We start from the raw sequence: 12,848 nt of genomic DNA on the forward strand, positions 1-12,848 counted from the left end.
AGCCTTTACAATTAGCCCATAAAAAATCAGCATTTTAGGTGCGTTACACTTCGCTAACGCACCCGATGCAATTAATTCTAAGCCAACTTACTCAACTCTCCATTACTCTCCTCTGTTATTATCGAACCAATCCCATCTAACGTCGCTGGAATCGTGCGCGGGTCCATAAACATGATCTTGCTGCTGTTACTACTACCAATTTTTATCCCCATATCCAAATAGTTTTGTGCCAATAAAAACTGGAGTGCTTGGGCTGATGAGGGATCAGCGTTTAACTTTTTGCCAATAATATCCATCGCACCGGCTGTCCCTTGCGCCTTAAGAACTTGCTGCTTTTGTTGCGCTTCCGCCTCCAAAATAGCGGCTCGTTGACGCGCTTGTGCTTCAATGATTTGTGCCTCAGCTTCCCCTCTGGCACTATTAACCACTGCTTCTCGTTCCCCTTCCGATGTCAGAATTGCCGCCTGCTTTTTCCGTTCCGCTGACATCTGTAATTCCATTGCCCCTTGCACGGTTTTAGATGGTACAATATCCCGCAATTCTACCCGCGTTACCTTGACTCCCCACGGTGCTGTGGCAATATCTAATTCCCGCAATAGCATTTCATTCACTTCAGTGCGGGCGGTAAAGGTTTGGTTCAGTTCAAGTTTACCCATTTCTGAGCGAATTTGAGTTAAAACTAAATTCACCATCGCGGCTTGCAGATCCTGAACTTTGTAATAAGATTTTTCCAGATTAATTACCCGCCAATAAACGACAGCATCTACACTAATTGACACATTATCACGAGTAATACAATTTTGCGGCGGAATCTCTAACACTTGTTCCCGAATCGTTTGCTGACAGGCAATCTGATCCAGAAAAGGAATCACAAAATTTAGACCGGGTTCTAATTTTTTACCATCATATCGACCTAGAGTTTCAACTAAAGCCTCTTCTCCTTGCTTAATAATCTTGACACTACCTGCCAAGGTGGTACCAGTCAAGGCGATAAATGCCATAAAAAACCACTGATACATTTTAAATTCTCCTCGTGAGATACAATTTGATTGAATGTGAACTGATCAGCCATTAAATAGTACTGGCTTGATGTTTTGTAAATACCACGGATAATGAACCCATTAGGCTCGAAATAAATGTTCCGGCAAAACAATTAATGTGTTATCCTCTTGTCCAACAACATAAACAGTTTGATTGGCAGGAATACTCATTTGCCGTTCTTGACAACGCGCCGCCCAAGAACTGCCTTCATAGAGAACTCGTCCGGTTTCTCCAGGTAAAATTTCAGTTAACGTGCGGGCTTCCGTTGCTTCTGGCACTTTAAATTTTTTCCGCTTCAGTAGCATCGGACGTATCCAGATAATGGAGGCTGTAGACAGTAACATCCAGTAAGCGACTTGCCAGCGAAATGCGATAAATCTTGTCATTCTAAACAAGCTAAACGCTATGATCAGGGAAATAATTCCCAGCGACAGAGGCACAAGTTTGAACTTTTGGGTGAAGGCTTTTGGCAGAAACAACTCCAGTAGGCAAAGTACAACACCACTACCTAACCAGAACAAGGATGGATGAGGAATAAATGCTGACTTTGTAGTCGCTTGTGCCAGAATTGTTTGGGCATCAATGCGATTCACTTCTGTCTGCATTAACAGCAATGTGAACATCTGACTATTTCCAAATAGAAGGACGAAAGACGAATAACCAACTTATGGCATGACAATCAAGGTATTATCCTCTCGCCGCACCACATACACCGTTTGGTTAGGTGCGATCGCAAGTTGGGAATCGGCACAACAGGCTTGCCAAGAGGAACCCTCATACATGACTCGCCCTGTTTCTCCGGGTAATATCTCGGTTAATACCTGGGCTTGAGTCGCCTCTGGGATAGTATATTTAGGACGCCGAATCAACATAGGGCGCAACCAGATAGCAAAGGCAAAGGATAATCCCATCCAATACATCACCTGTAAGCTAAACCCGTCATACATCAGAAATTGCCACTCAAACCCCAGTGCGATCGCGCCCTGCCATACAATAAATGAGACAAGTAGCGCACCTACACCCATCATCAGGGCAATAAATCGGCATCGCTTCGACCAAGATTTGGGGATAAAGAACTCAACTAGGCAAAGTAGAACACCTACAATCAGCCAAAATATAGGTGGAGTAATCCGAAAAGTTGATTGAGTCGTCGCCTGTGCCAAAATCTGGGATAACACATGAATGTCCTCGTGAACTCAGTTAATCGCAAGGGTTTTCTCTTGCTAATTGCTATTAAATCCGGTGGTGATTTGAGTTCATGATGGAGTTATTCGAGTTCTTATCGAGTTCTCATCGACTTCCCAGGAAGTCAGTCATTCGTCATTAGTCATTAGTCATTCGTCATTATTTAACCGTTAAGGAGGTAAAGACTCGTAGGGTGCGTTAGCGTAGCGTAACGCACCTTTACCCCCATAAGTAGTGTTGCTGTGTAAATCCTGATTAAGTTGTCACGCATTTAAGTTGGGAATGGGTAGCGAGCAAGATGAAAGGGTAGCGAGCAAGATGAAAGGGTAGCGAGCAAGATGCAAAGCCTGCGGCATGGCTTCGCTAAACGCACTACAAAGATTTCGCCATTATTGACATTAAGGTTTAAATGCCAAACAGCTTATTTAACCGTTAAGGAGGTACAGTAAAAGTAACCCTTAGTTCAACATCCTCGGTTTAACCATGCAGGTTACTGAACAGCGATACTACACTCCAGAGGAATATCGAACCCTGGAGGAAGCAGCCGACTATAAAAGCGAGTACATTGACGGTCAAATTTTCCATAAGGCAGGTGAATCTACCAATCATAATCTGATAGCCGGTAATCTTTCTGCGGCACTGAATTTTGCGTTTAAAACCCAAGAGTATGACGTTTTCATGAGTGATGTGCGTCTGTGGATACCGAAAAGACGGATCTACACCTATCCCGATGTTATGGTTATTGCAGGAGAAGCTGACTATTACAATAACCGCACTGATACAATCACGAATCCTCAAGTGATTATCGAGATTTCGTCAAAATCAACCCAAAGGTATGATCGCAGTGACAAGTTTCAGGCTTACCGTACAATTCCTAGTTTTCGGGAATATTTACTCCTGGATCAAACTAAACGATATGTCGAACATTTTTCTAAGATAGACGCTAAACAATGGTCATTGCGTGAATATGACGAATCAGATGAGGTAATATCGTTCTCCTCAATCGATTTTGAAATTTCCTTAACTGATGCGTATAACAAGGTTAAATTTGAACCTGAAGATACTGAGTCTGAGTAATATAGCACTAAGCATTCAGGTTAAGATAATAAAATTCGGTGAAAGGCAAAAGGCTTTTATCAGCCAAGGGATAAAGGGGATTTGTATCATCGGATTTGGTTTTAAGTCGAAGGTTACTAACTGGTAGACTGGTAGGTTTCGACTTCGCTCAACCCACCCGACTTCGCTCTGTGTTAGCTTTGGAAATTTTTGGGGGAGTAAAGCGCTGATGGCAGCTTACTCGTTTGATTTTTGGTTAGTATGAATTGGTTTAAGTCATGACTTGTGTTTGTTCTTCTTTTTAGAAGACTCTCGCTTGAGTAAAGCTCCAACGCCTAATGCTGTAGCTGAACCAAGGATAGTGAGAGGTTCAGGTACAGGTTCAACCTGTGAAGTATAAAAAGTTCCATAAAACTCATTATCTGCCGCTCCGACTGTCTCAAGAATCTCTACGCGGTTAAATGGCAACAAGCAACAGAGAAATATTTTAACTTTTATTGCCCGGAAGGGGGAGTATTCAAAGCCTCTCTCCTTGTAGGAGAGAGGTTTGGAGAGAGGTTTTTAAACCAACCCTCGCAGCAGTGATTGCACCAATAACTGAAAGTGAGTCGCTTCATGAGTTGCCATAACCGAAATGCGAATTCGACTGGTGGGAACCGTAGGAGGACGAATCGCTGGGGCAAAAATACCTGCGGATTTTAGTTTTTGTGCCGTGTTCATAACCTCTTTGGCGCTAGTAAATTGAAGGCACAGAATCGGAGATTCAGACGGCAATACATGGAGATCAGATAGCTTTTCCCGAATCAGAAACTGGAGCATCTCTACATTCTGCCAGAGTCGATCGCGACGTTGCGGTTCTTTTTGGATAATTTCAACCGCCGTTAACGCCGCCGCCGTATCAGCCGGAGATAATCCAGTGGTATAAATCCAGCTAGGGGCGCGATTTCTCAAGAAATCAATTAGAGTCGCTGAACCTGCGATATATCCCCCCAAACTCCCCAATGCTTTACTCAACGTTCCCATTTTAATTAAGGGGTATTCCGTACAGCCAAAATGTTCCACACAGCCTGCACCTGTTACGCCTAAAACACCCGTCGCGTGGGCTTCATCTACTAATACCATGCTGCTAAATTGATCCGCTAGTGAGAGAATGTCTGGCAACGGACACAAATCCCCATCCATACTAAAAACGCTATCGGTGGCAATCAGACAACGGCGGTAATTGTGGCGATGGTGAACCAGTTGATGCTTTAAGTCTTCCATATCCGTGTGGACATAGTTAATCACCGTGGCACCACTTAAAATTGCCCCATTCTTGAGGCTAGAGTGATTATACTGATCCGCCAGAATCAGATCTCGCTTCCCGACTAAAGCCGCGATCGCACCTAAATTCGCCAGATAACCCGAACTAAACACCAATGCATCTTCGGTTTGTTTCAGAGATGCGATCGCACATTCCAATTCTCGATGCAATTCCCGATGTCCACTGAGTAACCGAGAACCAGTGCTACCTGTACCGTAGTGCTGAGTCGCTGTAATCGCCGCTTGAATTAAACGATCATCCCCCGCCAATCCTAAATAATCATTACTGGCAAAGTTAATGACTTCTTGCCCTTCCAGTTTTACCACCGCACCGGGACGATTTTGCAGCGCTTGTACTGAACGATACCAGTTGGCTTTGCGGATAGTCGAAAGAGAGTCTTCTAACCAAGCATAAGGGTTGGTTTTCATAAGTAGAAAGTTAACGGTTGAGATTAGGGAACAGGTAACAGGGAACCTTACTTTTCACGGGATCTAGAAAACCTCTCTCCAAACCTCTCTCCTGCAAGGAGAGAGGCTTTGAAGGGAGCATGTCACCTTTGTAGGTTGGGTTGAGGAACGTAGGCGAAGCCTTCTCGAAGAGTAACCCAACGCCATCGACCTGTTGGGTTTCGCTTGAGCGTTTTATGCAAAACTGACATGCTCCCGGCTTTGAATCCTATATTCCGTGCAAAAAAAAGCGAAGTAGGGTGGGCATTGCCCACCAGCCTTAAGGATCGTGACATTCCACATAAGGTTAAGATTAGGCAACAGGCAACAGGAAATACACAATTTAAATGCATCTTAGCTTACTCTTTTTCAGCAGCCGTATCAACTTTATCCTGTTGGGTTTCCCCAGTGTTTACACTCTCAACCAAACCCATTTCAAAAGCAATCTCCGGTAAATCTTCAGCCTTATATTTTCCCGGTTGAAACATCTGTCCAGGGGTTAGACACATCTGTTTCAGTTCAACAACTTCAGTGGGAGCAAATAATCCTTTCCATCTTCTATTCTCAATGCCCATCGCTGATGACTCCTAAGGTGATAACTTGGTGGGGACAATTAAAGTGAACGGTGGGGATCGTCATTCGTCATTTGTCATTCGTCATTCGTCATACTCAAGGGAGCGAGAATCAAGCTACGTCCTTTGTAAGGGTTTGAGGTTTGTTTACACAACTTAGTACGGTGTCGTTTTCTTTTGTCCGACTACTTAACGGACGAAATCCTTGCTTGTAGTGCGTTTAGCGAAGCCATGCCGCAGGCTTTGCATCTTGCTCGCTACTAATACCCAATGTAAATGCGTGACAGCTTATTCCCCTATTTTAGCGGTACCACACCTGTATTTCATGCTTAATTTAATTACTGACTCATATAGCCAGGAAATAAATTTATTATCTTTAACCTCAATTCCGCCTCATACCGAGTTGCGTTCTATCATGTCATTCTGAGCGAAGCGAAGAATCTGGATAGATGCTTCGCGTCACTCCGTTTCACGGAGCCTGCCCTCGAAGGTCGTGAAGGGTTCTGCTCAGCATGACAGATTCTACGTTAGACTGCAACTTGGTATCAGCCTACAGGGTAAGTCTTTTAACCCGTTTTAACGGGTTTAAGCTTTTAGCCCCAACTTTAGTTGAGGGCTGATTGAAGCATGACTGTAGGGTAGGCAATGCCCACCCCACAACTCTACTCCATAGACTGCAACTTGGTATCAGCCTACGGGGTAAGTCTTTGAACCCGTTTTAACGGGTTTAAGCTTTTAGCCCCAACTTTAGTTGAGGGCTGATTGGAGCATGACTGTAGGGTAGGCAATGCCCACCCCACAACTCTACTCCATGACACTCTTAAAAAAGTCAATTGTCTCTGTCAACGCCTGAACAAAAACGTCAATCTCTTCCCGCGTATTGTAGAAATACAAACTCGCCCGCGCCGAACCCGTTACGTCTAAAATGCGGTGCAACGGTTGAGTACAATGATGACCTGAACGAATCGCTACTCCTTCATGGTCTAATAGAGTAGACACATCACTCGCCGCCAATCCCTCAACATTAAACGAAGCCAAAGCCGCCCTTCCTTTCCCCTCTGCTGTCGGTTGGGGACCATACAGGGTCAAATCAGGAACATCCCGTAACTGCTCGAACAGATACGCCGTGAGTTCCTCCTCATAAGCATGGATTTTATCCATACCAATCCCCATTAAATAGTCTACCGCCGCACCCAACGCGATCGCTTCCCCAATCGCAGGGGTTCCGGCTTCAAATTTGTGGGGCAATTCGGCGTAGGTGGAATAGTCGAGAAAGACTTCCGAAATCATCTCACCGCCACCCATAAATGGCGGCATTTCCAGCAGCACGTTTAACTTGCCATACAAAAAACCAATCCCGGTGGGCGCACACATTTTGTGACCCGATGCGACTAACCAGTCACAATCCATCCCCTGCACATCAATCGGTGTATGAGGGACAGATTGGCAAGCATCAATCAATACCTTAGCGCCATACTGATGTGCGATCGCACTAATCTCTTCGACTGGGTTAATACATCCCAAGGTATTCGAGACATGCACCACACTAACTAACTTCGTCTTCTCAGAAATCAGAGACTTAAACTGCTCTAAATCAAACTCCTGAGTTTCCGTCAGTTCCACATACTTCAACACCGCCCCCGTCTTCTGAGCAATGATTTGCCAGGGAACCATGTTGCTGTGATGTTCCATCACCGAGAGAATTATTTCATCCCCTGGCTGCAACGTATTTAATCCCCAGCTATACGCCACCAAGTTAATCGCTTCTGAGGCATTCCGGGTAAACACAATCTCATTCCGCGACGCCGCATTCACAAACGCCGCCACCTTATCCCGCGCTGACTCATAAGCTTCTGTGGCGCGGACACTCAGCGCATGAGCACCTCGGTGGACATTGGCGTTATCCCTTTCATAATAGTTTTGCAACGCATTCAGCACCGCCAACGGCTTCTGAGAGGTAGCAGCACTATCAAGATAAATCAATGGTTTATCGTGAACTTTCTCCTGCAAAATGGGAAAGTCAGAACGGACGATAGCAGCTAGGGTTTTTTCTTGGGTGATGGTCATTTGTCCTTTGTCATTTGTCCTTTGTCATTGGTCATTGGTCTTATGTTATTGGTCTTATGTCAAATAATTATAAAACTCAAAACCATCTCCTACTAGCAAAGCGAAGGATCAGATTCCGGGCGGGTTTTGCCTAAAAACTAGATAAAACAATCAACCTTAATCCCTAAACCCGCCCCGGAAAGACGTGCCATGGCACGTCTCTACATTGTTCTACACATCGCGCATTGGGACAGTCTTTGCCGTAGGGAGTCCACCGGGATTCGCTGGAGAATCTCCGCTACAAAAGCATCAATTAATAGATTCCGGGCATTGGTTTCATTCAGTCCTCGACTTTGTAAATAGAATACATCCTCCGGGTCTAATTGACTCACCGTCGCACCGTGAGAACATTTAACTTGGTCAGCCGTAATTTCCAATTGCGGTTTGGTATTCACACGGGCTTTAGCTGAAAGCAATAAATTGCGATTCAATTGAGCCGCATTGGTAAATTGAGCCGATTGCGGCACGAAAACCTTACCATTGAAGACTCCGTGCGCCCGGTCATCTATGATACATTTGTGCAACTGGTCGGTCATGCCATGAGGATGATTCAACAGTACAGCACTGTGGGTATCGGCTACCTGTTCCCCACCAATCATGGTTAACCCATTCAGTGTGGTTTCAGTCCCCTCACCCGTCTGCACAATTTCTAGATTATGCCGGGAGAATCTCGCCCCTAAACTAATTGCGTTACAGGTATAACGACTATTCCGGGCTTGAGTGACGGCTGTTTTACCAATGTGGAACCCATCAATCGCTTCTCGCTGATTCCGGGTATGGATAACTTGGGCGTCATCCTCAATCCAAATCTCTGTCACTTGGTTATTAAAATAAGGACGATTTACCGGAATATCGGGACATCCGTCTACATTCGCTGCGTAATGTTCAATCAGATTCACCACCGAACCCGCTTCAGCAACCACCAGACAGCGCGGTTGGCAAATGACAGGTACATCGTCAGTGGTAGAAATAAACAGCAGATGAATCGGTGTCTCGACTATTTTAGCTTTGGGTATCCACACCACCGCTGCATCCGTGAGTCCCGATGTATTCAGGGCGGCGAAAATATCAGACGCGCCCTGTTGCTTGCCTAAATAATTGGGGATTCGTTCCTGATACGCCGCAGGTAAACCCGCCAAATTACCCACATACACGCCTTCAGGTAATCCACTCACCGACGATAAATCCGGCGCATACACCCCATTGACAAAGACTAATCGACTATCCGGGGTTTCGGGTAGGGTGAGGGAAGTCAAGTCTAGGTGTTGCAGGAATTGCTCAAAAAATGCCTCAACTCCTTGGAAATTCACCGCCAATAACGGCGACAAATCCGTAAACCGCCATTCTTCATCTCTACGGGTAGGAATCGCTAATTCTTCCACAATCGCCGCTGCTTGATCCCGCAGTTGCCCGAGAGTGGCGTTTAATTGTCCCCCGACGACGGGTTCATCTTGGCGACATTGGTCTAATAACGCCTTTAAATAGGAAATTTCCGGTTTTGCAGATAGTTGTATACTCATTAGGCAATCACCTCAGCCGCCGCTTCTTCTATTACCCACTCATAACCACGGGATTCTAATTCTAATGCCAATTCCTTACCCCCGGTTTTGAGGATGCGCCCTCCTGCCATGACATGGACATAATCGGGTTCAATATAATTGAGCATCCGTTGGTAGTGGGTAATCAAAATCATGGCATTGTCGGGATTTGCCAAATGATTTACCCCATTGGCGACAATCTTCAGCGCGTCAATATCCAAACCGGAATCTGTCTCATCGAGAATCGCCAGTTTAGGTTCTAACAGCGCCATTTGTAGAATTTCATTTCGCTTCTTCTCGCCGCCAGAGAAGCCTTCATTTAAACTGCGCTCTAAAAAGCTGGGATTCATCTTCACAATGTCCAGCTTTTCCTCGATTAAGTCTTCAAAGTCAAAGGTATCAATTTCCTCTAATCCTTGATGCTTACGGCGGGAATTATAGGCGACGCGCAAGAAGTCTAAATTACTCACTCCAGGAATTTCTAAGGGATACTGAAATGCTAGAAATATGCCAGATAATGCCCGTTCTTCGGGTTCGAGTTCCAGCAGATTTTGCCCCAGAAAGGTGATCTCGCCACCTGTAACTTCGTAGGCGGGATGTCCCGCTAAAAGCTTAGAAAAGGTGCTTTTACCTGAGCCATTCTGCCCCATGATGGCGTGAATTTCTCCCGCCTTCACCTCTAGGTTTAAGCCCTTGAGGATTTGTTGTCCTTCAACGTTTGCCGTCAAATTGCGGACGGATAAAATTACGTCGCTATTTTCTCTAATCATTACAAGTGTTCACCAATTCAAATCAATGATTATTCGGGATAAGGGAGAAAAAGGGAGGGGATGTTCCAGACGTAGCATACTACGTCTCTACAATCGGGGCGGGTGTAGGGTGCGTAGGGTGCGTTAGCGGAGCGTAACGCACCATTTCAAGCGTAACGCACCATTTCAAGCGATAGTCGTGAAACCCGCCCCTACAGACGCGCCATGGTACTTCCCCAATCCCTAACCCACGGCTCCTTCTAATTTCAGACTCAATAATTTATCGGCTTCAGCGGCAAATTCCATCGGCAGTTCGTTGAAGACATCTTGACAGAAACCACTGACAATCATGGAAACTGCATCTTCTTCGGAGATGCCGCGTTGGGTAAAGTAGAAAAGCTGATCCTCGCCAATTTTCGAGGTTGAGGCTTCGTGTTCAACCTTAGCCATATTGTTTTCGACTTGAATATAAGGGAACGTATTTGCCTCAGCGGTATCCCCAATCAACATGGAATCGCACTGGGAATAATTCCGCGCTCCTTTGGCTTTCGGACTAACTTTCACTAAACCCCGATAGCTATTCTTAGAATTGCCAGCAGAAATCCCTTTAGAAATAATCGTGCTACGGGTGTTTTTGCCGATATGCACCATTTTGGTTCCGGTGTCGGCTTGCTGCATGTTATTGGTTAACGCCACGGAGTAAAACTCACCCACAGAGTTATCTCCAACCAAAACACAACTGGGATATTTCCAGGTAATCGCTGAACCCGTTTCTACCTGCGTCCAGGAAATCTTGGAGTTAACGCCTTTGCACAAACCGCGCTTGGTGACAAAGTTATAGATTCCGCCTTTACCCTTCTCATCACCTGCAAACCAGTTTTGTACGGTGGAATATTTAATATCGGCGTTATCTAGGGTGACGAGTTCGACAACGGCGGCGTGGAGTTGGTTGGTGTCGTACATGGGTGCGGTACACCCTTCTAAGTAACTCACCGAACTCCCTTCTTCAGCGACAATCAGGGTGCGCTCAAACTGTCCTGTTTCCCCAGTATTAATCCGGAAATAGGTGGACAGTTCCATAGGACATTTGACACCTTTGGGAATAAACACAAAGGAACCGTCACTAAACACCGCCGAGTTCAGGGCAGCAAAGTAATTATCGCCAACGGGAACCACACTCCCCAGATATTTCTGCACCAATTCTGGGTGTTCTTGCAGCGCTTCGGAGATGGAACAGAAGATAACCCCAGCTTCGGCTAACTTGCCTTTAAATGTGGTGGCGACGGAAACGCTATCAAAAATGGCATCCACGGCGACGTTAGACAGTCGCTTCTGTTCAGATAGGGGAATCCCCAGTTTTTCAAAGGTTTCCAGGAGGGCGGGATCAACGTCTTCTAGGCTGTTGAGCTTTTCCGTTTTCTTCTTCGGAGCGGAGTAGTAAATGATATCCTGATAGTTGATCGGCGGATAGTGAACGTGGGGCCACGTCGGTTCCTCCATCTTCAACCATTGGCGATAGGCTTTGAGACGAAACTCCAGCATGAACTCCGGTTCGTTCTTCTTGGCGGAGATCAGGCGGACTACGTCTTCACTCAAGCCACGGGGAATGGTATCGGCTTCAATGTCGGTGACAAAGCCGTACTTGTAGGGTTGGTTAACTAATTTCTTGACGGTAGCAGTCATTCGCTTCAGTGTTCTCTCTTCGATTAAGGATGGGAAGTGGGCGGGAGCGTTTCTGTATCAATGAACCCGTCACCTGTTTTCTAAGGTTCGGGCTGATTAGACGACGTTGCACTAGCTCTAGACTAAAACAACACTTTTGTTGTTTAACTCTATTGTAGGTTATATTAACAACTAAGATGTTGTCAAAGTCAACTAAATTTCTTCTGTTGCCCTAACACAAGCGTGATTTCACCCCAAAAGCCGATGACCACCACTCAGCAATCTTCTACCAAGCAAGACATTTTGCAGTATTTACTCAAACAGGAGCAAGCGATCGCGCATGCATTAGCGGAAGCTCTGGATATTAGTCCCCAAGCTATTCGGCGTCACCTGAAGGATTTAGAAGCCGAGGGACTAATTGAGTATAAATCGGTATCCATGGGAATGGGGCGTCCTCAACATGTTTACCGCTTGAGCAAAAAAGGACGCGATCGCTTCCCTAACCATTATGGCGAGTTTGCCGTGTCCTTGCTAGACACCCTGGAAGAAACCGTGGGTCGGGATCAGGTGAGTACCATCCTCCAGAAACAGTGGGAACGCAAAGCCATGGAATACCGCCAGCTTTTGGGTCAAGGTTCCTTAGCCGAACGAGTCGCCAAATTGGTAGAACTGCGCCAAAGTGAAGGATACATGGCGGAATGGTATCCGGTCGAATCCAGCGAGGCTAGCGAGCCGACTCATAACCAGTTTATTTTCAGAGAACACAACTGTGCAATTTCCAACGTCGCTGAATCCTTTCCCAGCGTCTGCGGACATGAATTGGAAATGTTTGCCGCTATCCTACCCGATTGTCAAGTCGAGCGCACCCATTGGATTAATCAAGGAGAACATCAGTGTGGCTATTTGATTCAGGCGAAATAGTTGGTCATTGGTCATTGGTCATTGGTCATTCGTCATTTGTCATTCGTTGATTGGGAAACCTCTCCCCCATCTCCCCCATCTCCCTCATCTCCCCCATCTCCCTCATCTCCCTCATCTCCCCCATCTCACCCATCTCCCCCATCTTCCCCATCTCCCTAATCTCCCCCATGTCCCTCATCTCCCCCATCTTCCCCATCTCACCCATCACCCCCCTGCCGAGAAACAGGAGCATTATCCTGAATCTCCTCATATCTCTTATACTCTTGTTC

General features: G+C 45.9%; 13 protein-coding genes. 2 read left to right on the top strand and 11 right to left on the bottom strand.

Annotated elements, in window-relative coordinates; all coding sequences use genetic code 11:
- Positions 1-77: 77 nt before the first annotated feature.
- The 3 genes from RIB93_RS09900 to RIB93_RS09910 all read right to left on the bottom strand — a co-directional run bounded on the left by RIB93_RS09900 (position 78) and on the right by RIB93_RS09910 (position 2,219).
- Positions 78-1,019, bottom strand: coding sequence for an SPFH domain-containing protein (locus tag RIB93_RS09900; RefSeq protein WP_446372620.1), 942 nt, complete (start codon positions 1,017-1,019; stop codon positions 78-80).
- A gap of 102 nt (positions 1,020-1,121) precedes the next feature.
- On the bottom strand, positions 1,122-1,664 hold the full coding sequence (locus RIB93_RS09905; RefSeq protein WP_446372621.1) for an NfeD family protein: 543 nt from the start codon (positions 1,662-1,664) through the stop codon (positions 1,122-1,124).
- A 42-nt stretch (positions 1,665-1,706) separates the two neighbouring features.
- Positions 1,707-2,219, bottom strand: a complete 513-nt coding sequence (locus tag RIB93_RS09910; protein WP_446372622.1) for an NfeD family protein — start codon at positions 2,217-2,219, stop codon at positions 1,707-1,709.
- Between the two features lie 490 nt (positions 2,220-2,709).
- On the opposite strand from RIB93_RS09910, the gene RIB93_RS09915 reads away from it, so the two are divergent.
- Complete coding sequence (locus RIB93_RS09915) at positions 2,710-3,303, top strand: Uma2 family endonuclease (RefSeq protein ID WP_446372623.1); 594 nt, start codon at positions 2,710-2,712, stop codon at positions 3,301-3,303.
- Positions 3,304-3,558: 255 nt separating this feature from the next.
- Here the strand turns inward: RIB93_RS09915 and RIB93_RS09920 are convergent, their stop codons facing one another.
- The 7 genes from RIB93_RS09920 to sufB form a co-directional block, all read right to left on the bottom strand.
- On the bottom strand, positions 3,559-3,753 hold the full coding sequence (locus tag RIB93_RS09920) for a PEP-CTERM sorting domain-containing protein (RefSeq protein WP_446372624.1): 195 nt from the start codon (positions 3,751-3,753) through the stop codon (positions 3,559-3,561).
- Positions 3,754-3,843: 90 nt separating this feature from the next.
- Positions 3,844-5,013, bottom strand: a complete 1,170-nt coding sequence (gene bioF / locus RIB93_RS09925; RefSeq protein ID WP_446372625.1) for an 8-amino-7-oxononanoate synthase — start codon at positions 5,011-5,013, stop codon at positions 3,844-3,846.
- A gap of 377 nt (positions 5,014-5,390) precedes the next feature.
- Positions 5,391-5,606: a hypothetical protein gene (locus RIB93_RS09930; protein WP_446372626.1), complete on the bottom strand. Its 216-nt coding sequence runs from the start codon at positions 5,604-5,606 to the stop codon at positions 5,391-5,393.
- A gap of 801 nt (positions 5,607-6,407) precedes the next feature.
- The gene (locus RIB93_RS09935; RefSeq protein ID WP_446372627.1) at positions 6,408-7,670 is read right to left on the bottom strand and encodes a SufS family cysteine desulfurase; all 1,263 of its coding nucleotides are present in this window, start codon (positions 7,668-7,670) and stop codon (positions 6,408-6,410) included.
- A gap of 200 nt (positions 7,671-7,870) precedes the next feature.
- Entirely contained in the window at positions 7,871-9,229 is a 1,359-nt protein-coding gene (sufD, locus tag RIB93_RS09940; protein WP_446372628.1) for a Fe-S cluster assembly protein SufD, read from the bottom strand.
- Complete coding sequence (sufC, locus tag RIB93_RS09945; RefSeq protein ID WP_446372629.1) at positions 9,229-10,017, bottom strand: Fe-S cluster assembly ATPase SufC; 789 nt, start codon at positions 10,015-10,017, stop codon at positions 9,229-9,231. The genes sufD and sufC overlap by 1 nt, the downstream gene beginning before the upstream one ends.
- 222 nt (positions 10,018-10,239) lie before the next feature.
- A complete protein-coding gene (sufB, locus tag RIB93_RS09950; protein ID WP_446372630.1) occupies positions 10,240-11,679 on the bottom strand; it encodes a Fe-S cluster assembly protein SufB in 1,440 nt (479 codons plus the stop codon).
- A gap of 243 nt (positions 11,680-11,922) precedes the next feature.
- Here sufB and sufR point away from each other — a divergent pair, with 243 nt between their 5' ends.
- Positions 11,923-12,579: an iron-sulfur cluster biosynthesis transcriptional regulator SufR gene (gene sufR / locus RIB93_RS09955; protein ID WP_446372631.1), complete on the top strand. Its 657-nt coding sequence runs from the start codon at positions 11,923-11,925 to the stop codon at positions 12,577-12,579.
- A gap of 25 nt (positions 12,580-12,604) precedes the next feature.
- Here the strand turns inward: sufR and RIB93_RS09960 are convergent.
- Positions 12,605-12,848, bottom strand: a 244-nt coding sequence (locus RIB93_RS09960) for a hypothetical protein (protein WP_446372632.1), incomplete at its 5' end; no start/stop codon positions are given.

It is taken from the genome of Coleofasciculus sp. D1-CHI-01, from assembly GCF_040218875.1.
In the GTDB taxonomy this organism is placed as follows: Bacteria; Cyanobacteriota; Cyanobacteriia; order Cyanobacteriales; family Coleofasciculaceae; genus Coleofasciculus.

Excerpts from the sequence above, each read along its gene's own strand:
- RIB93_RS09900 (WP_446372620.1), bottom strand. The coding sequence starts at position 1,019 with ATGTATCAGTGGTTTTTTATGGCATTTATCGCCTTGACTGGTACCACC.
- RIB93_RS09905 (WP_446372621.1), bottom strand. The coding sequence starts at position 1,664 with ATGTTCACATTGCTGTTAATGCAGACAGAAGTGAATCGCATTGATGCC.
- RIB93_RS09915 (WP_446372623.1), top strand. The coding sequence starts at position 2,710 with ATGCAGGTTACTGAACAGCGATACTACACTCCAGAGGAATATCGAACC.
- bioF (WP_446372625.1), bottom strand. The coding sequence starts at position 5,013 with ATGAAAACCAACCCTTATGCTTGGTTAGAAGACTCTCTTTCGACTATC.
- RIB93_RS09930 (WP_446372626.1), bottom strand. The coding sequence starts at position 5,606 with ATGGGCATTGAGAATAGAAGATGGAAAGGATTATTTGCTCCCACTGAA.
- RIB93_RS09935 (WP_446372627.1), bottom strand. The coding sequence starts at position 7,670 with ATGACCATCACCCAAGAAAAAACCCTAGCTGCTATCGTCCGTTCTGAC.
- sufD (WP_446372628.1), bottom strand. The coding sequence starts at position 9,229 with ATGAGTATACAACTATCTGCAAAACCGGAAATTTCCTATTTAAAGGCG.
- sufC (WP_446372629.1), bottom strand. The coding sequence starts at position 10,017 with ATGATTAGAGAAAATAGCGACGTAATTTTATCCGTCCGCAATTTGACG.
- sufB (WP_446372630.1), bottom strand. The coding sequence starts at position 11,679 with ATGACTGCTACCGTCAAGAAATTAGTTAACCAACCCTACAAGTACGGC.
- sufR (WP_446372631.1), top strand. The coding sequence starts at position 11,923 with ATGACCACCACTCAGCAATCTTCTACCAAGCAAGACATTTTGCAGTAT.